The 18,989-nt window shown below is 39.7% G+C and carries 17 protein-coding genes and 1 pseudogene; 16 read left to right on the forward strand and 2 right to left on the reverse strand.

Annotated features, from left to right (window positions below; all coding sequences use genetic code 11):
• The first annotated feature begins 218 nt into the window (after positions 1-218).
• From IQ230_RS18655 to IQ230_RS18715, 12 genes and pseudogenes are all read left to right on the forward strand, one after another.
• Positions 219-872 carry a diguanylate cyclase gene (locus IQ230_RS18655; protein WP_228055123.1) on the forward strand — a complete coding sequence of 218 codons (654 nt, stop codon included), beginning with the start codon at positions 219-221 and terminating at the stop codon, positions 870-872.
• Positions 873-988: 116 nt separating this feature from the next.
• Complete coding sequence (locus IQ230_RS18660) at positions 989-4,000, forward strand: amino acid adenylation domain-containing protein (RefSeq protein ID WP_193933766.1); 3,012 nt, start codon at positions 989-991, stop codon at positions 3,998-4,000.
• Positions 4,001-4,207: 207 nt separating this feature from the next.
• Positions 4,208-7,162 carry a response regulator gene (locus IQ230_RS18665; RefSeq protein WP_193933767.1) on the forward strand — a complete coding sequence of 985 codons (2,955 nt, stop codon included), beginning with the start codon at positions 4,208-4,210 and terminating at the stop codon, positions 7,160-7,162.
• A 97-nt stretch (positions 7,163-7,259) separates the two neighbouring features.
• On the forward strand, positions 7,260-7,634 hold the full coding sequence (locus IQ230_RS18670) for a response regulator (RefSeq protein WP_193933768.1): 375 nt from the start codon (positions 7,260-7,262) through the stop codon (positions 7,632-7,634).
• A gap of 1 nt (position 7,635) precedes the next feature.
• Entirely contained in the window at positions 7,636-8,565 is a 930-nt protein-coding gene (locus IQ230_RS18675) for a response regulator (RefSeq protein ID WP_193933769.1), read from the forward strand.
• A gap of 176 nt (positions 8,566-8,741) precedes the next feature.
• Positions 8,742-9,380: pseudogene (locus tag IQ230_RS18680) on the forward strand (PP2C family protein-serine/threonine phosphatase).
• A 50-nt stretch (positions 9,381-9,430) separates the two neighbouring features.
• Positions 9,431-10,006, forward strand: coding sequence for a slr1658 superfamily regulator (locus IQ230_RS18685; protein ID WP_193933770.1), 576 nt, complete (start codon positions 9,431-9,433; stop codon positions 10,004-10,006).
• Positions 10,007-10,743: 737 nt separating this feature from the next.
• Positions 10,744-11,526 carry a M23 family metallopeptidase gene (locus IQ230_RS18695; RefSeq protein WP_228055124.1) on the forward strand — a complete coding sequence of 261 codons (783 nt, stop codon included), beginning with the start codon at positions 10,744-10,746 and terminating at the stop codon, positions 11,524-11,526.
• 99 nt (positions 11,527-11,625) lie between these two features.
• Positions 11,626-12,210 carry a late competence development ComFB family protein gene (locus IQ230_RS18700; RefSeq protein ID WP_193933772.1) on the forward strand — a complete coding sequence of 195 codons (585 nt, stop codon included), beginning with the start codon at positions 11,626-11,628 and terminating at the stop codon, positions 12,208-12,210.
• Between the two features lie 154 nt (positions 12,211-12,364).
• The gene (locus IQ230_RS18705) at positions 12,365-12,550 is read left to right on the forward strand and encodes a hypothetical protein (RefSeq protein WP_193933773.1); all 186 of its coding nucleotides are present in this window, start codon (positions 12,365-12,367) and stop codon (positions 12,548-12,550) included.
• Positions 12,551-12,768: 218 nt separating this feature from the next.
• A complete protein-coding gene (locus IQ230_RS18710; RefSeq protein WP_193933780.1) occupies positions 12,769-13,425 on the forward strand; it encodes a sigma-70 family RNA polymerase sigma factor in 657 nt (218 codons plus the stop codon).
• A gap of 160 nt (positions 13,426-13,585) precedes the next feature.
• A complete protein-coding gene (locus IQ230_RS18715; RefSeq protein ID WP_193933774.1) occupies positions 13,586-14,146 on the forward strand; it encodes an anti-sigma factor family protein in 561 nt (186 codons plus the stop codon).
• A gap of 27 nt (positions 14,147-14,173) precedes the next feature.
• Here IQ230_RS18715 and IQ230_RS18720 read toward each other — a convergent pair whose 3' ends face one another.
• Complete coding sequence (locus tag IQ230_RS18720; RefSeq protein ID WP_193933775.1) at positions 14,174-14,587, reverse strand: gamma-glutamylcyclotransferase family protein; 414 nt, start codon at positions 14,585-14,587, stop codon at positions 14,174-14,176.
• Between the two features lie 80 nt (positions 14,588-14,667).
• A complete protein-coding gene (locus IQ230_RS18725; RefSeq protein WP_193933776.1) occupies positions 14,668-15,309 on the reverse strand; it encodes an endonuclease dU in 642 nt (213 codons plus the stop codon).
• Between the two features lie 219 nt (positions 15,310-15,528).
• On the opposite strand from IQ230_RS18725, the gene IQ230_RS18730 reads away from it, so the two are divergent.
• From IQ230_RS18730 to IQ230_RS18745, 4 genes are all read left to right on the forward strand, one after another.
• A complete protein-coding gene (locus IQ230_RS18730; RefSeq protein ID WP_322742479.1) occupies positions 15,529-16,668 on the forward strand; it encodes an AI-2E family transporter in 1,140 nt (379 codons plus the stop codon).
• A 200-nt stretch (positions 16,669-16,868) separates the two neighbouring features.
• Positions 16,869-17,306, forward strand: a complete 438-nt coding sequence (locus IQ230_RS18735) for a DoxX family protein (protein WP_193933777.1) — start codon at positions 16,869-16,871, stop codon at positions 17,304-17,306.
• A gap of 153 nt (positions 17,307-17,459) precedes the next feature.
• A complete protein-coding gene (locus IQ230_RS18740; RefSeq protein WP_193933778.1) occupies positions 17,460-18,455 on the forward strand; it encodes a helix-turn-helix transcriptional regulator in 996 nt (331 codons plus the stop codon).
• A 96-nt stretch (positions 18,456-18,551) separates the two neighbouring features.
• Complete coding sequence (locus tag IQ230_RS18745; RefSeq protein WP_228055125.1) at positions 18,552-18,902, forward strand: hypothetical protein; 351 nt, start codon at positions 18,552-18,554, stop codon at positions 18,900-18,902.
• Positions 18,903-18,989: the final 87 nt, after the last annotated feature.

Consider the following 18,989-nt stretch of genomic DNA (forward strand, 5'->3'; position numbering starts at 1 on the left):
GTTTTAAAGTGTACTTATGGTCAAGTTTTTTTATTTTCCAAAGCTTTAGAACGCCAGGGGATAGAGGCATTCATAGAGTCTGAGTTGTTGGTTCAAAAACATCATAAAAAAACAAAATTCAATGTAACTTAGAAGAGCAATTCTCTCGAGAGTAGTTACTAATTCATATTGAAAGACTTAAGCAAGAGTTAGAAGAGTTAAAGCAGGAAAAGACCGATTTGGAAATTTTATTAGAGACGAATAATGAACATTTAGACGTTGTAGAATTAGAATTACATAGAGAAATTAGCGATCGCCTGAAAGCAGAAGTTGCATTGCAAGAAGTCAATAGAAGACTGCAAAACCTCAGTTGCGTCGATAGCTTAACGCAAATAGCAAATCGTCGCCAATTTGATCAAGCGATCGCTCAAGAATGGTGGCGCATGGCAAGGGAAAAACAACCCTTAACCTTAATTTTCTGCGATGTTGACTACTTTAAAACATACAATGACCACTATGGCCATCAGGCAGGCGATCATTGTTTAAAACAAGTAGCTCAAATCATTAGTGCTACGCTTGAGCGCCCTGGAGATTTAGTTGCTCGGTATGGGGGAGAAGAGTTTGCAGTCATCTTACCCAACACTGAGGCTGAGGGTGCAATTAAAGTAGCCCAAAAGATTCAAATGCAACTAAGAAACTCTCAGCTTGTCCATGCTGGCTCAGTAATCAGTGATTATGTGACGATGAGTTTGGGAATTGCGAGCACAATTCCGACATCAGACAGCGAACCTGTTGCATTGATGGCAAAAGCAGATAAAGCACTGTATCAGCCAAAAACCAAGGACGCGATCGCTTTGTTCTTGCAGACGTTACCTACTAACCTTACACCTTAAGGATTGATCGGTTTCATATCACCTGATTGTGTCTTTTTACGACACACAGCTTTAGCCTGACTCGAGGCTAGATTTCAACTAGCTATTTAACTATTTACATTAATAAGCAAATTACAATGTCAAGCAACTCATTTTCTAATCAAGGCGTTTTAATCCACGAACTCGTAGAAATTCAAGTAGCAAAAACACCCGATGCGATCGCTGTTATTTTTCAAGATCAACAATTAACTTACCGCGAACTCAACGAAAAAGCAAATCAACTAGCTCACTACCTCAAATCATTAGGAGTCAAACCAGATGTTTTAGTAGGAGTTTGCGTTGAACGCTCTATAGAGATGATTATTGCCCTACTCGGTATTCTCAAATCTGGTGGTGCCTACGTTCCTCTCGATCCTGCATATCCTAAAGATCGCCTAGCATTTACTATTGAAGATACTCAGATTCCTATATTACTGACACAACAAAAATTAGCACGCTCGCTGCCTTTATATCAAGGACATTCGCTCTACATAGACGCAGATTGGGAAAAAATTGCCCAACAAAGTGAAAATAACTCTTTTAGTGGGGTCGAATCTCACAACCTTGCATATGTCATTTACACATCAGGTTCGACAGGTAAACCAAAAGGAGTAGCAATTGAACATCGTAATACAGTAGCTTTCATAGATTGGGCAAAAGAATGGTTTAGCGCTAAGCAGCTACAAGGAGTGTTAGCTTCTACTTCACTTTGCTTTGACCTATCAGTTTTTGAATTGTTTGTTACTTTAAGTTGTGGAGGAACGGTAATCTTGGCACAAAATGCCTTGCAATTACCAGATCTACCAGCAGCACAAAAAGTCACTTTAATTAATACAGTACCTTCAGCGATCGCTACCTTACTTCGTATGAAGGGAATTCCTGCCTCTGTTGAGACGATCAACCTTGCTGGAGAGCCGCTACAAAATAGCTTAGTACAGCAACTTTATCAGCTAGATCATGTTCATCAAGTATTTAACCTTTATGGTCCCTCTGAAGACACTACCTACTCCACTGTTGCTTTAATGCAAAAAGATGCCACCGAAACTCCGACAATCGGTCGTCCAATTTCTAATACCCAAATTTATCTGCTAGACTCCCAACTCAAACCTGTATCAGATGGAATGGAGGGTGAGATCTATATTGCTGGGGCAGGTTTAGCTAGAGGCTATCTCAATCGTCCAGATTTGACAGATGAGAAATTTATTCCCAATCCTCTCAGTAAAGAGCCAGGTTCGCGACTCTACAAAACTGGAGATTTAGCAATTCGTTTACCTGACGGTAATCTCAAATACTTAGGACGTATCGATCACCAGGTTAAAATTCGCGGCTTTCGTATTGAATTAGGAGAGATTGAGTCAGTCTTGGTAAAACATCCTAAAGTAAGTCAGACAGTAGTAGTTGCCCGTGAGGTTTCTACAAACGACAAACGATTAGTTGCCTATGTAGTTCCGAATTCTACCTCAGAACCAACACGACAAAATTTGATGATCCGCGATTTGCGTGATTTTCTTAAGCTGGAGTTGCCTGACTTTATGATTCCTGCAGCATTTGTCTTTTTGGAAGAATTACCACTCACTCTCAACGGTAAGATTGATCGTCGTGCACTCCCTATCCCTAAGTGGACTTGTATGGAACAGGGAGTTTATCTGGCACCCCGTAACTCTAGAGAAACACAATTAGCTGAGCTTTGGAGTCAACTACTTGGAGTAGATCAACCCAGTATCCATGACAACTTCTGCGAACTAGGCGGGCATTCCCTACAGGCAATTCAACTTGTTCATCAGGTTAATGAAATTTTTCACATAAGGCTACCCCTTGCAAGTTTTTTAGAAATGCCAACTATCGCGGGAATGGCTCAAAATATTGAGTCGCTTTATCATGCAGATGTTGCTCAATTAACTAAAAATGAGGAAACAGAAGTAGAGCTAGATTCTGCTATTTATCCTGAAAATATCTTAACTGAACCTATTCCCGAAATTTTTCTAACGGGTGCTACTGGTACTCTAGGTGCTTATCTGCTTTATGAGTTGTTGCAGCAAACTCGTGCAGACATCTACTGTCTTGTTCGCGCTAGTAGCATTGAGGAAGTTCGGGCAAAAATTCAAAATGCTTTAAAGCGTTACGGACTCTGGAGCGATCGCTTAAGTACAAGAATAATACCTGTTCTAGGTGATTTAAGCCAGCCTTATCTAGGCATCAAACCTGAACAGTTTGCTCGACTAGCAGAAAAAATTGACTTAATTTACCACTGTGGAGCTTGGGTTAACGTAGCATATCCTTACTCAGCTTTGAAAGCCGCTAACGTTTTAGGTACTCAAGAGATTTTACGCTTAGCAAGCCAAACCAAAACTAAACCAGTACATTTTATTTCGACAATCGACGTTTTTTCTGTCACTAGCAGCAATACGCTTAGAACAATCAAAGAAGAAGATGTTGCAGGTCCAACATCTTCTCTTGGTAACGGCTATGCCCAAACTAAGTACATGGCTGAGAAATTATTAATAGAGGCTGCTTCTAGAGGCTTACCTATTTCCATTTACCGACCAAGTAATATTGTTGGAGATAGCAAAACAGGCATTTGCCTAACTGATGGATTCATTACCTTAATGCTTAAGGGTTGTCTGGAGATGGGAGTTGCTCCTGACATAGAAGCAATGTTGAATCTTGTACCAGTAGATTATGTCAGTCAAGCAATTGTTTTACTGTCACAGAAGCAAGAACCCTGTACTCAAGCTTTTCATCTAGTCAATCCAGAACCAATCGAGTGGAAGCAACTTATTGAATGGCTGAATAAGATGGGTCACTCAATTTACTTAGACTCTTACACTACTTGGTATTCTCAGCTACTCAAGCTCGCTGCTCAGACCTCAGACAATACCATAACCCCCTTAGCAGGACTTTTTGCTAATCAGTACTTAGTTCAAAAACTATTGGGAGCGTTTTACTTTGATTCACAAGAACCCTTAAAAACTCTTGCTACTAGCAATCTAACGTGTCCTCCTGTGGATGATGAGTTACTGCTTAATAACTTTTCACATTTACTCAAGTATCATGGTTCCTGCAAGTCGCAACTCTTAACTACTCACTCAGGAGGCTTGATCTCAGTCTAGCTTGATTGACGAAAATTCAATAAAAATTATTACTCTCAGATTATTCATCAGGGTGAGTTTAGCAATCAGGTTTGGGCAAACTAATAACGTACGACTAAGCTTGCCCTGATGATTCTATGACTTCTAACTGAATTGAATCTAATTGCTAGGTTGGCAGGCTTAGTAGATTGCTCCAAACAACATCCAAGCAAGTCCAAGAGTTGGTGAATGAACGCAAATTGGATAAATAAAGTAAAAACCCCTTTTTGTGCATCTCAGAGGGATGCTTCTAATCAAAGTAAGTATACAGGATCATTAACGCGCAAAACCCTCATCAAAACAGCACTTAGTATTGGCGCAGTCATTGTTGCCTCAACTGGGGTAGGATACTTTCAGTTGATTTCGCGTATTACAGCACAGACTCTAACACAAATTGAAAAGTATGCTCTCTCGCGAGCACAAAGAGAAGAAGCTATTTTTAGCTTGGCAGAAGATAATCACGTCATACTCAAACAGGCTCTTTTGGAAACACTTCAGGAGAAAACACAAGATCCTCAAAGCAAGTTTGAACAGCTATTTATCAAAATGCCTGATGGCACTACTCGCAACCATCCTGAAAATTTTGAGCCACAGAAGATTCCTGGAGTGTTCTTAGGTAGCAATGTTCATATTGATGCTGACATACGCCGTCGGGTGGTTGCTTACTTTGAGCTACTTAGTGCTTATGGTCCTGCATGGCGCAACCGCTTTGTGAACACTTATATGCAAATTCCAGAAAACGGAATTGCTATTTATATGCCTAGTTATGCTTGGACACAAAGTGCTCCTTCAGATAAATCATTTCGAGTTACTGATGATGAGTCTTTTTATATTACTAATAAAATCCAAAATCCAAAACGTCAAACTGTTTGGTCTGGTATATATTACGACAAAGTTGCAAAGCGATGGATGGCTTCCTGCGTTACACCAGTAGATATAAATGGTAAGCACATCGCAACAATTGGACACGATATTTTGATTGATGAATTACGCGATCGCGCGATTCAAGATGCTTTAAAAGGAACATACAATATAATCTTTCGCGAAGATGGGCGTTTGATAGCACATCCTGACTTTATGCAAGAAATTCAAGATGGAGAGGGAAAATTTAACATTTCGCACTCAGGTAATGCTAACTTACGTAATATTTTTAAACTAGTAAAGCATAAGCAAGCTAATCAAGTCATTGTTGATGATTACAGGGATAATCAATACCTAGCCGTGACTAAAATTGATGGTCCTAATTGGTATTTAGTCACAGTTTATCCTAAAAGTCTCCTTCAACAGCAAGCCTTCTCTAGTGCTCGGCTCATTCTTTTTTTAGGACTTATCTCACTAGCCATTGAAATTGCGATTATTTTTCTAATTTTACGCCGGCAGATTTCTGAACCCTTAACTCACATGATGGAGGCAACTGAAACTATTACAGCAGGTGAATTAAACGTTGAGCTAGATGTATCTCGACAAGATGAATTAGGTCATTTAGCCTACCTATTTAACAAAATGGCACAGCAGTTACGAGAATCTTTTCAGAAGCTAGCAAAGACTAACGAAGAACTAGAATTGCGGGTTGAAGCAAGAACTGCTGAACTTAAAGAAGCGAAAGAAACTGCTGATGCTGCTAACCGTTCTAAAAGTGAATTCTTAGCAAATATGAGCCATGAATTGCGGACCCCCTTAAATGCAATCATTGGCTACAGCGAAATGTTGCAAGAAGAAGCACAAGATTTGGAGCAAGAAGAGTTTATCCCAGACTTGCGCAAAATTCATAATGCAGGTAAACATTTATTGTCCTTGATTAACGACATCCTTGACTTGTCTAAAATTGAGGCTGGTCGGATGGAACTTTATCAAGAAACTTTTGAAATCACGACACTTGTTAATGAAGTTATTAATACGATCGCTCCTTTAGCTGAAAAAAATCACAATGCCCTGATTGTCAATTGTCCTGAACGCGCAGGTACAATGTATGCCGATCTCACAAAGGTGCGTCAAAGTTTATTTAATCTTCTCAGTAACGCTTGTAAATTTACAGAGAAAGGCAAAATCGTCCTGACAGTTAATCGCTACACGAAAGATAACCAAGGTTGGATTCGCTTTCAAGTCAGAGATACAGGTATTGGCTTAACTCTAGAACAACAACAAAAAATCTTTCAAGCTTTTACGCAAGCAGATGCTTCGACAACGCGTAAATATGGTGGCACTGGTTTAGGACTAGCAATTACTAAAAGATTTTGTCAGCTAATGGAAGGTGATATCAGCGTAAGTAGTACACTAGGTGAAGGCTCTACCTTTATCATCGAGTTACCAACTAAAATTCCTGAATCTTTTAACGATGCAACGACTGAAAAAATTGCGATCGCGGAATCTTCTTCTTGCCAATTAACCACCATCCTTGTGATTGATGACGATCAAACTATTAAGGACTTGATCCAACGCTACCTCAATAAAGAGGGTTTTCAGACGATCGCCGCGAGTAATGGTGCTACTGGCTTATCGCTGGCTAAAGAAATACGACCTGATGCAATTATTCTTGATGTAATGATGCCTGGTATGGATGGTTGGACAGTGTTAGCCTCCTTGAAAGCTGATCCTGAAGTCGCTAACATCCCAGTCATTATGACAACTATTGTCGATGACAAAAATTTAGGCTATGCTCTGAGCGCTTCTGATTATCTTCTTAAACCGATTGATCGCGAGCGTTTGATGGCAATGTTGCACAAATACCATGCAGCACAATCTTTTAAGGCTGTGATGATGGTAGAAGATAATAAAGTCACCAGCCAGATGATCGGTCGTCAACTTGAAAAAGAAGGCTGGCAAGTTATTCAAGCCGAAAACGGGCGTAAAGCACTAGAACTTCTCCAAGTGAATACTCCAGGACTAATTATTACTGATTTAATGATGCCAGAAATGGATGGCTTTGAATTTATTCATATTCTCCGTCAAACTCCGCAGTGGGCATCAATTCCAGTCATTGTTATTACTGCGAAAGAAGTGACAGAAGAACAACGATTGCAACAGCATGTTTACAAAGTCTTTGAAAAAGGTTCTTACGATCGCCAAGCCTTGCTCAAAGAAGTTCATTATCTGTTGTCACAAGCGGTCAATCTTCAAAAAACTTTGATAACTACTCAGTCATAGTGGCATAGCTAGTAATTAGTCGGGAGTTTCTTGAGTAGCAGCAGGAGTGCACGCGAGGATTACGAATCAGTCACATTCAAAGCTTTAGGTGAAATCGATGACCAAAATTCTGATAGTCGAAGACAATGACATGAATCGAGATATGCTTTCTCGGCGGTTAACTCGTAAAGGTTACGATATCGTATTTGCCGTTGATGGTGCCCAAGGCTTATCAATGACCTCTTCAGAAAAGCCTGACATTATCTTAATGGATATGAGTTTGCCAGTAATTGATGGCTGGGAGGCAACTCGACAACTAAAAGTGAATCCTCAAACTCAAAATATTCCAGTCATTGCTTTGACTGCACATGCAATGTCAGGCGATCGCGAGAAAGCACTTACTGCTGGATGTGACGAGTACGATACTAAACCAATCGAGTTACCACGTTTACTAGAAAAAATTGAGGTTCTTCTAAGGAAAACGAATCAATAGCATGGAGAACGATAACTCTACGCAACTGGCTTTAATTTCATATCTGCAACATAAATTACGCACGCCCATTAATGCCATCATTGGTTATAGTGAAATGTTGCTTGAAGAAATAGCAACTGACTCTAACTCATCCATAACTTCTAAATTAAAACAAATTTTTAGCTGTGGCAGTCAACTTTTAACACTTATCAATAAACACCTCGATCCAGCTTATTTGGCTACTAATTCACATTTTACTATAGTTACAGTCATTGAAATTTTACCTCTAGAATTAGAGCCTCCTTTAAAAATAGTTATTGATTGTTGCGAACATCTCTTAAAACAAGCTACAGCAGAACTAATAACTGATGTAGATAAAATTTGTACTGCTACTCAATCGCTACTAAGCACAATTTATAACATTACTAGTATAGTTGAACGTTATTTCCAGTTACACAATATTAAAACTGTGGGGAAGAATTCTTATTTAGAGTTAACTACATCTATTAAAAAAGATTTTATTACAGATGCGATTTATTTAGAAGAGCGTCAGAAAAAGCCAGCAGAACGTTCAGGACATATCTTAATTGTTGACGACAATGAAAGTAATCGTGACTTACTTTCTAGACTCATCATAGCGCAAGGTTATACTGTCACAACTGCTGCTAATGGTTTGCAAGCAATTCAAATGATTAAAACAGCAAACTATGACCTGATTCTACTCGATATCCTTATGCCAGAAGTTAATGGATATGAGGTATTACAATGGTTGCGCGAGCAATTTCGACATATCCCAGCGATCGCAATTTCATCTAAGGCTGAAATTGATAGTGTTGTTAAATGCATTGAAATGGGAGCAGAAGACTACCTGACAAAGCCTTTTAATTCAATCTTGCTACGCGCCCGCCTTGAGGCTTGCTTAGAAAAAAACGCTTGCGCGATCGCGAAGTAGAATATTTAGCTCAACTTAACAGTGCTAATCAAGAAATAACTTTTCTTAATGAACGACTTAAAGCTGAAAACTTTCGCTTGAGTGCTGAACTCAAAGTTACACGTAAATTGCAGCAAATGATCTTACCTAAAGATCGCGAGTTAAGTCAAATTGAAGGATTAGATATTGCTGGATATATGAAACTAGCAGACGAAGTAGGCGGCGACTATTACGACGTTTTACAAACTAATGGGTTCAAAATTGGTATTGGTGATGTCACTGGGCATGGGTTAGAAAGTGGAGTTCTAATGCTCATGGTGCAAACTGCTGTAAGAACTCTTATAGAAAACAACGAAACTGACCCTATAAAATTTCTAGAAGTTTTCAACCGGACAATTTATAATAATATTCAACGCATGAATTCTAGTAAGAATTTGACTCTTTCTTTAGTTAATTCTCATAACTGTAAATTAAATTTAAGCGGACAACACGAAGAAATTATTGCCATCCGCTCTAATGAAACTTTAGAATGCATTGACACTATAAATTTAGGTTTTCCAATAGGGCTAGAGGAAAGCATTGAAAACTTTGTTTCCCAAACTTAAATTCAGTTACAAGCTGGCGATGTAGTAGTGCTATATACCGATGGTATTACTGAAGCTGAAAATAGTTTGGGTGTTCACTACGGACTAGAAAGACTTTGTGAAGTTGTTAAACAAAATTGGCACAGATCAGTTCAAGAAATTAGGAAAATTGTTCTTGATGATGTCTGCCGGCGTATTGGTTCGCATAAAGTCTATGACGATATCACTTTAGTAATTCTGAAACAAAAATAGCTTGAAATAGCTTATTACTTAATCATAAAAATAATTACTATAAATAAGTCATGTCTCAAATAATTGGAGATTTTATAACCTGCCTGCCTCTTAATCAAGAATATTTAATTTTTGGCTTTTCACTCAGTTATACTTCACTCCAGCAGAGATGGCGGAATAACGGAATTTCGGCTGATTTTCTTGCCAATTACTTAACTACTTTTTTTCCAGACAATGATGATGGTTCAATTATAGCCCAGAAGCAAACTGAGCTAAAAAGGGCTGTTAGCTATATTGCTAACGAGCTATTAGAAAATTCCATGAAGTTTAGTTATGAAAATTCTGCTCCTATCAGCATTCAATTACATCTGCATAGTGATAGAATCATTTTTGTCATTTCTAATAGTATTAGTTATCAACAATTTGAATTTTTCCAGTCATATATAAACATATTACTGACCTCAGATTTAGATGATTTATATATCCGTCAAATAGAAAAAAGTATAGACAAAGAACCTAGTTGCTCTGGATTGGGTTTACTAACGATCCTTAACGACCATACAACCAAGCTAGGTTGGAAATTTGAGGAAGGTCAAGATAACTCACATCAGGTAACTGTCACCACTATAGTGCAGTTGATAGTATAAACTACTTAATCAACTATGAAAAAAATACTAGATGTAATGAAAATAGAAGGTAAAAGTTATAGTGTTCTCTATGATGTCTCTACTGCTACAGTGATATTTCAAGGTTCACTTCGTCTCAGTGGAGCAGAAGAATATGCTCCGATTGAGCAGATCCTTAATAGTGTAACAGCTCAAGATCCATCTATCATAATCTTAAACTTGCAGAAATTGGAGTTTCTCAACAGTTCGGGTATTAGTATGTAATTAAAATTTGTAATTAATGTCCGCAATAAAAAAATAGTCAGATGATTATCATTGGTTCTCAAGAAATTCCCTGGCAAGGAAAGTCATTAAAAAAATTACAACGGCTCATGCCTTCTCTTAAGCTAGAAATTATTTAAGACTTTATGTTTAAATTAACTTAATAAAAATATAAAAAGCTAATTAAATATTTCATGTTTTTTTATTAGGGTAACGTTTAGCATTTCTTATAAAAAATCTTTATATATAAAAAGAAAGGGATTTCAGTGAGTTTTATACTTACTTTCACCTAAAAAAGTAATGTCAATGAAAATCAAAAAAGATAAGCTACTCTATGTTGATATTGTTATTATTGATTTTCTTGACTGCAATAACTATACCAAGTGTGCGATCGCCACTTAGCAACGATGAAACTAAACTCACGTTTTCTTAAAAGCATCTTGTTACTAAGCAGCATCATAGTATTGCTGGTTGCTTTGGTAACTCCAAGTCAGGCTATGCAAGTGCAGATATCACCAACTAATCCTCATTTGGGAGATACACTGACACTTCTGATTGAGCAAAATCGCGGAGCAGGTGAGCCATCAGTTACAATCAATCAGAAAACTTACCCTACCTTTGAAATTGCCCCAAATCGATTTCGGGCAATGTTACCGACAACACCCCTAGAACAACCAGGAGTACGTCAAATTCGAGTCAATGCTGGCGATCAGGTACGTAATTTAGCAGTACAAGTAAAGAATCGCTCATTCCCTATCCAGCGGATCAATCTTCCCCCAGGAAAAGCAGGAACTAGCGCAACACAGTACGAACTTGACCGCGTGGCAGAGTTTAAAAAGCTGGTAACGCCACAAAAATACTGGAATGGTCCATTTACAAGACCAAATAAAGGGCGTATTAGTGCAATTTACGGTGTTCGCCGCTACTACAACGGCAAATTTGCCAAAGACTACTACCATCGTGGTGTTGACTATGCTGGTGGTGTTGGTTCGCCTGTCTTTGCTCCAGCATCAGGACGTGTTGCTTTGGTAGGAACAGTATCTCAAGGCTTTCGCATTCATGGCAATATTGTTGGCATCGATCACGGTCAAGGTGTGACGAGTGCTTTCTTACACCTAAGCAGAATTGATGTTAAACAGGGAGATATGGTTAAACCAGGTCAAGTCATTGGTGCAGTAGGATCTACAGGTGCAGTTACAGGTCCTCACTTACATTGGGGGCTATACGTTCATGGAGAATCGGTCGATCCTGTACCTTGGCGCGAACGAGGATTTAATTAATTCAAGTTGAGCTTGATCGTTTTGCTGGTAGAACGGGGAAAAATCAAAATAGGGTTACTGCGATCTATGTGAGCAAGCGCCGTGGAGTCTGAAAGTGTTATGAGTATTCAGAAAATAGTAGAACAAGCTTTGCATGATGGTTATCTAACACCAGCAATGGAGGCCGAAGTTGGTCGAATTTGTGACACTGCAGCGGAACTTTCCATTGAAGATTACATGGCACTCGACAAATTAATGGGAGCGCTATTAACAGGAGAAGTTGTAGCAGTACCACGCAAGCAATTCATCAACGTGATGGAAGAATTGGTACTAACAGAAGCGATCGCACGGGTAGCAGAAATTCAAGTGACAAGTGTACACACCATCGATGTAGGTGACATTGCTGCTTACGCTTTAAATCGCCTTCCTCCTTTGTATGCCACAACAGAAGAAGGTGCTAAATATCAAAGCCAGCGTGCTAGTGAAGAACTACAAGATTTAATTCGCGAGCAAGTCAGTGCTGCGATCGCTCGTAGTTTAGATCGACCTGAGTTCTTCCCTGAACGGCAAGCTATTAGTAAAAATACTGGCAATGAAGTCCTCAAACAAGTTAGTAGCTTACTTCAAGCTTATGCACCTAACTACGAAGAACAAATAGCTACTGAAAAATCTGATTTGTCCTTTGATTCTAAGACAGAACTTTAACAAAGCTTCACGAGTTTTTTATGCATTTTTTGCCTTAACACAGGCACATTATAGTTAGGAGTTCCGTCATATTTTTTGGTACTTGGTTTAGCAGTGCAAACTTAGGTATCGAAATTTGTGATTCAGCAAGAATAGTGTGGCGTGAGGAAAAGTGATGCTAGAAAAACTTGTATTAGCGGTCACAGCTACGTTTTGCCTTAATTTGTTTTTGGGAGTTAACCTACCAAATAAAACTGTTACTTATCCGAGTTATCGCATAGGAGAAACACCTACGCGATTAGTTAATGCTGCGAGTCGCTCAAAAATACCGTCCTTGCCTGCTGCTTCAATTCCATGGTAGCTAACAAGAGGTCGGAGGTCAGAGAAAGAGGAAATTCACCTCGAAGTAGAGAAAATATAAAAATTGTTTTCACTACAACTGAAATTGATATTTTCTGATCCCTGACCTCTGATCCCTGACCCCTCTAATGAGCCAGTGATAAATCTGGCACTCAGGTAGGGAACTTCCCCGCATTAGTGATGTCTAATAGTGAGGGATGTGTTGAGCCAGTGGCTTTTATGAGTCAATCAATTCCTGTAAGCTGGTCATCTGTTGAGGCAAATATTCCTCAAACACCAGTGCAAATCGATAACTTATCTAACTACGACTTAATTTTGCGTTGTCAAGCTGGGTTACGCCCAGAACGGAATGCATTTGCTGAATTGCTGCGTCGGTATCAGTCCCATGTCGATAAAGTTCTATATCATCTGGCTCCCGACTGGCAAGATCGCGCAGATTTAGCCCAAGAAGTTTGGATTCGTGTTTATCGCAACATCAAGCGCTTAAACGACCCAGTTAAATTTCGCGGCTGGCTGAGTCGGATTGCTACAAACCTCTTCTATGACGAGCTACGGAAACGCAAGCGGAATGCTAGCCCGTTGTCATTGGATGCACCTCGTACTGTGGAAGATGGAGATATGGATTGGGAAATAGCAGGAGATCACCCCAGTCCTGATGAGGAATTAACAACACGAGAGTTCTACGAACAACTCAAAGAAGCGATCGCGGACTTACCAGAAGTCTTTCGCACCACAATCGTCTTGCGAGAAATTGAAGGTATGGCTTACGAAGACATTGCCGAGATTACTGGTGTTTCTTTGGGCACTGTGAAGTCTCGAATTGCGCGAGCACGCTCTAGACTACAATCACAGCTCCAACAGTACTTAGATGGTTAGCAATCCTTGACTTTATGAAGACAGGTAAAAAAATAGAGGAGGATTATGTCTTAAAGGAGATTCCCAAAATATCAGTGTCTTTGAAGATTAATAAAAGCAGCAGTTAGCTGGCGTGAATATTTAGTGTGTTCCCCTAATCACATTTGGTAGTAGTGTTAAAATGACGTCTGAGGTAAAGTTGCCACGTAAGCAACCCCGCAACAGGGGTATGCAAGCAATACACACTGGTTATACTAATCAACCAATGGGTGCTATGGATAGATGTCAGCGCGATCGCTTCGAGTTATTAAGTGCTTTTCTCGATGGTGAGGTAACGGCAGCAGAACGGCAGCAAGTCGAAGAATGGCTAGCAAATGATGCGGAAATTCAGCGTTTGTACGCTAGATTACTCAAGCTACGTCAAGGTATAAGAACCCTACCAATACCACCACAACAACCTGTAGAACAAACTGTCCAGCAAGTCTTTACTCGAATTGAACAGCGAAGATCGCGGCGGGTAGCGATTTGGGGAGGAACAGCGGTTGCTGCAATGTTTGTCGGCGCTTTATCGGGTATATTTACTGGTCGTCCTTCGCTTCAAATCGCTGGGCTGCAACCAGTACCTGAAGTTAGCGAAACTTTGATGGTTGCGGTGAATAGTCCAGTTATTGAAATTCCCAAAGCAGCAGTAGTGGCTCCGGAACCGCACTTTGTTAATCAAGCCGACTACCGACATGAATAAGGTAAGCAAATAGTAAGAGTGGTTGAATTATGGCAAACAACCACTCCACCAACCATCAGGTAGCCGCCGACCACCAAATGTATTAACTTGTTTTGGTGTCATCAAGTAAACCCAAGCAGAGCTAAGAGAAGTTAAGTCTAAATTATAAGTATCTATTTGCTGGCGATAGTACTCATTCTCCTCAATAGGTCGCCTAGGATGATAATCCTCTAGTAAATCAAGATAATTTAAAACTTCTACATTAGGGAACGAAAGGACAAAACCTTTAACGCAATCGCTGCCAAGAGTCATAGCAGGATAACCGAAAGGAAGATGATAAAGCTGACCAAATGCGATCGCCCGTTTCACTGTCAAGACCTTATCTGCACAATACCGTTGATAATTGATCTCTCCAGGCTTTAGTGTTCCATAAACAAATACATTAACGGCTTCTGATTTCATTACAAATCAAACGCGTTTGGCGCACCTCAATAACAGTTCTAGCAATTAGATAATCTGTAGGAAAACCTTCCAAATCAAGCTTAAGCCGATTTTCCGCTTTCTCCTTTGACTACAGCAGCGCCAATGAGATGTGCTAGACGCAATGCCTCAGGGACTTTACCACGATCTGTCAAGCGTTGTAGTACAGCAAACGTTACTTCTGGACTCACACCAGATACCTGAAAGAAAAAAGGTGGATACTGATAAATCGTACCAGCATGTTGTAGTGTCTGTAATCTTTGGGTAGATTGCGGTAGCTGCTGTATTGCTTCTTGCATTGCTTGAAGATTAGGTAAGCGTCGCATGACAGTAACACATGGAAGCAAAAGCGTTTGCGAAAGCAAGGGTAAATCAATAATATTAAATCCACCAAAAGCGATACCGTCAAGCAGCAAAATGTGCAATTGCGGTAAAAACTTTTTTCCTAATAGCAATTGACAAATGATTTCCGTCGCATCCAAGCCATCTTGCTGCACTTCTCCCCAAACCATACCTTCAAACCGAGTATCTGCACAAACTACACCAGCAATACAGACTTTTCCGCTTTTGTTCAGGCGGGAAAACGGTGCATCATCAAAGCCAATAACACGAATAGTACGACGCCGTCGTAATAGAGTCTCTAAATCCTGCAGTGGATTGAAACCACAACACTTGTAAACAAAACTTAGCAAAACGACGAGCATTTAGCAATTGGTAATGAGATCAGCCAACAGCTCAATTCAACAAGCGTTGTTGCTAAGTAAGTGGGTGAAAATAAATGTAACTTAAGGGCTACGATCGGTCAATAGTCAGTTAAGCAGCTATTAACCATTAATCAGTATAAAATATGCGCTCAATCATTCCGCCCGCCTACTTGCGCTGACTATAGTGTTTATTTACTGCTACATTTTGGAAAGTAGCTTGTGAACACAGCTTTAGTAATGAATCGTGTCTTTTCGCCACTGCAACAATTTTTGATTACCTGGTTGCTGATTTTAATCACAGGTTGGGTAACGCTAAATGCCTTAAGATATATCGGAGAACTACTCAGCATTTTGATTACTGCTGGGTTGATTGCATTTTTACTCAATTATGCGGTTGCAGCCTTGCAATCGTTTTTACCTCGAAGTATTGCCGCAGTTCTGGTTTACTTATTAGCTGGAGTCGTTGTCGTTCTTACTGCTGTGACATTAGTACCACCAGTATTCAATCAAGCACGGCAGTTAGTCGTAAATTTACCATCGCTGGTAGGCTCTGCACAACAGCAGTTGACAATGTTTCAAACTTGGAGTGTAGAACACAACTTACCGTTTGATGTTCGGATCTTGGCATCACAGTTGCTTGCACGGGCACAAACTTTAAGTGAGGCGATCGCCACTAAAGGTTTTGGTTTAGTACTAGGAACTTTTAACTGGGTATTAGACCTGATTTTTGTTTTAGTGATCTCATTTTATATGCTCATTGACGGAGAGCGATTGTGGCAAGGGTTAACGCGCATTTTTGCACCAACAATTCGTGAAAAACTGACAGAATCACTTCAGCGTAACCTCCAGAGATTTGTTTCTGGTCAATTGTTGTTAGGTTTATTTATGGCAGCGACGCTTACACCTGCTTTTTGGGCGTTGCACGTACCATTCTTTCTTTTATTTGCTGTTTTTATTGGTTTTATGGAAGTCATCCCCTTTATTGGGGCTACTTTAGGAATTGCAACGGTAACAATCGTTGTGGCATTTATTGACTGGTTGCTGGCATTGCAAGTTTTAGCAACAGCAGTGGCGTTGCAACAAATCAAAGATAATTTAGTTGCTCCCCGAATTATGGGAAACCTGACAGGTTTATCTCCAGTAATTATTTTTGTATCTTTACTATTAGGGGCACAATTTGGTGGATTCTTAGGAGTAATTTTAGCAATTCCTCTTACTGGTGTGGTTAAGAGTTTGTCAGAAATTGTGTTTGATCCGACACTACCACCTCAAACTGGTTCATTTTTTTACAATCCACTCGATAGTAGCGATCAAATCTTACTCAAGGTCAGTTCGAGAGTAAATGATGAGGTAAATTAGTTGTAGCCATTTAAACAGTTGATTTAATTATTACTTTGTTATTTTTGCTACTATAACTTAGTTACAGAGCAAGGTATTTTTTCTGCTTTGATAATTAAGTTAATTTACTCAAAATACTTTTTTTTTGTTAATATATATGAATAAAAATGTATATTTAATTTATTAGCAAGCTAAGCATTTTTTTTAAGATAAATCGTTTTATGCTTAAGATAATTTCTAAAAACAAAGAACTTTTACGCGTCATTCTTGCAGCTTCGATTGTTGTAGTTGGTATGCTTCACTTTGCCGTACCTGAAACATTTGTCAGCATTGTACCTTCTTTTTTATCGTATCCTTTAGAGTTGGTTTATCTTAGTGGTGTTTTTGAAATTTTAGGAGGATTTGGATTACTTGTTCCTACAGTTAGTCGTGCTGCTGCTTGGGGACTAATCGCACTTTTTATTGCAGTGTTTCCTGCTAATATTAATATGGCTGTAAATCATATTCATATTGATGGCATTCCTGATTCACCTTGGTTTCAAGTTGTGAGGTTGCCTTTTCAAGCCGTTTTAATTACGTGGGCATGGTGGTATACAAAGCCTGCAAATAATATTAAAAACCAAGCAGCAATTATCAATTTGTATGAAATAGAAACTTAGGTCATAATACGTATTGCTAAAACGGCGATCGCTTGTGGCGTGGCTACATTGACCTTGCACAATTTCTGTGGTTGGCAAGCAAGAGTGTGATAGAGTTAATTAAAATAATTCTCATCTAGTGTTAATTTATTGACTTAGCACTTTAGCTCCATCATGACACTCATCCTCAACCAAGCAGACTGGGATGAATTGCAACAGCAGGCTCCCAGACTTCAACTTGACAATCTAGTACTTGATGATGTGGAGCACATTACAGGCGTACCTGAGTACATAGGTCGCGGCTACAATCACAGAATAGAGCTATCACCAGGGCTGTGGGTGAATTTCTATGATTGCGAATACTATCAGGACTTGATGGTGAAAGCACCTGTTCACGAGCATGATATCCAAATTTGGATTAATCTTTCAGGATTTATCTACTTCGAGGCAGTTCATCCAAATTTGGGCGGGATGTGTGGCTATTTTTCCGGTAGCGGAATTTCACCAGCGTATGTTGAAAAGTACCGATGCGGAGAGCGTTTAATCACTATAGGTGTAGACATTGAGCCAGAATGGCTGGACTCGTTTTTACAAGAGGATAAGCAATACGATTGTGGCATTCGGAAACTACTGTTTAAAGGGGATGACTGGAAAACATCGCTTTATCCAACAGTAACTTTGAAAATGCGATCAGTGGCGCAACAGTTATGGAATGTACCCTATCGAGGTGTGGCAAGACGGATGTATCTTCAGGGAAAGGTGCTTGAGTTATTAGCAATGCATCTCGACTTGATTGCAGCCGAGCAAAAGCTGCGTAACTTACCAAAGCTAAAGCCTGAGACAATCGCGCGTTTGCAATACGCTAAAGAAATTTTGACGATACAATTTGAGAACCCGCCATCGCTATCGGAGTTGGCACAGCAAGTAGGGGTAAGCGATCGCACCCTCCAGCGTGGATTTGGCGAACTATTCGGTACAACAGTGTTTGGCTACCTGCACAATCTTCGCATGGAGCAAGCAGAACAGCTTTTACGAAGCCGAGAAATGCGAGTCTCGGAAGTAGCTCATGCGGTAGGCTATTCTCACTTGGGACATTTCACCGAGGCATTCAAGCGTAAGTTTGGTATGACACCAAAACAATGTCAGATGGGGAAAGTTAATGCATTGTAATTAAAGAGTTGTCATAAATTAACTCACTCAATGACGCTTTGGGGATAAAAAATTGGCGTTCTACCGTGTGGCGGTTCTCATACAAATCCTGTAATCTTGCAATCTAGGTTTGTTGATAAAGATTCTCTTTTGGTATGGGGCATGGTTAGTATGGGTTTGCAGGGCAGATTTCTATGGCTAATTCAAGGCGTAGCGGAAATGGGAGCGATCGCCTTTACCCTATTGCTAACTTCAGCAGTTTATGCGTCAGAGAACGTTAACACAAAAGAACGGGTATCTTCTTTACCTCAGCTTACTGGAAACCAACCCGCGACAACCGTTGCCGAGTGGCTCGCGCAAATCGAAGCATCGATAGTGCAAATTACGAATGTGCGTGTGGAAGCAACTGAAACAGGCTTGCAGGTAGTCTCACATCTTGCACCTATCAGGAAAACCACTAATACATGAATAAGTAGTGTAAGAAAGTGACAGCAGAAGCGGAAATTCGCTTTTGTGGCAGAGAGTAATTCAGAAAACTTGATTTGTAGAGAAATT

Source organism: Gloeocapsopsis crepidinum LEGE 06123 (genome assembly GCF_015207655.1).
Taxonomy (GTDB): domain Bacteria; phylum Cyanobacteriota; class Cyanobacteriia; order Cyanobacteriales; family Chroococcidiopsidaceae; genus Gloeocapsopsis; species Gloeocapsopsis crepidinum.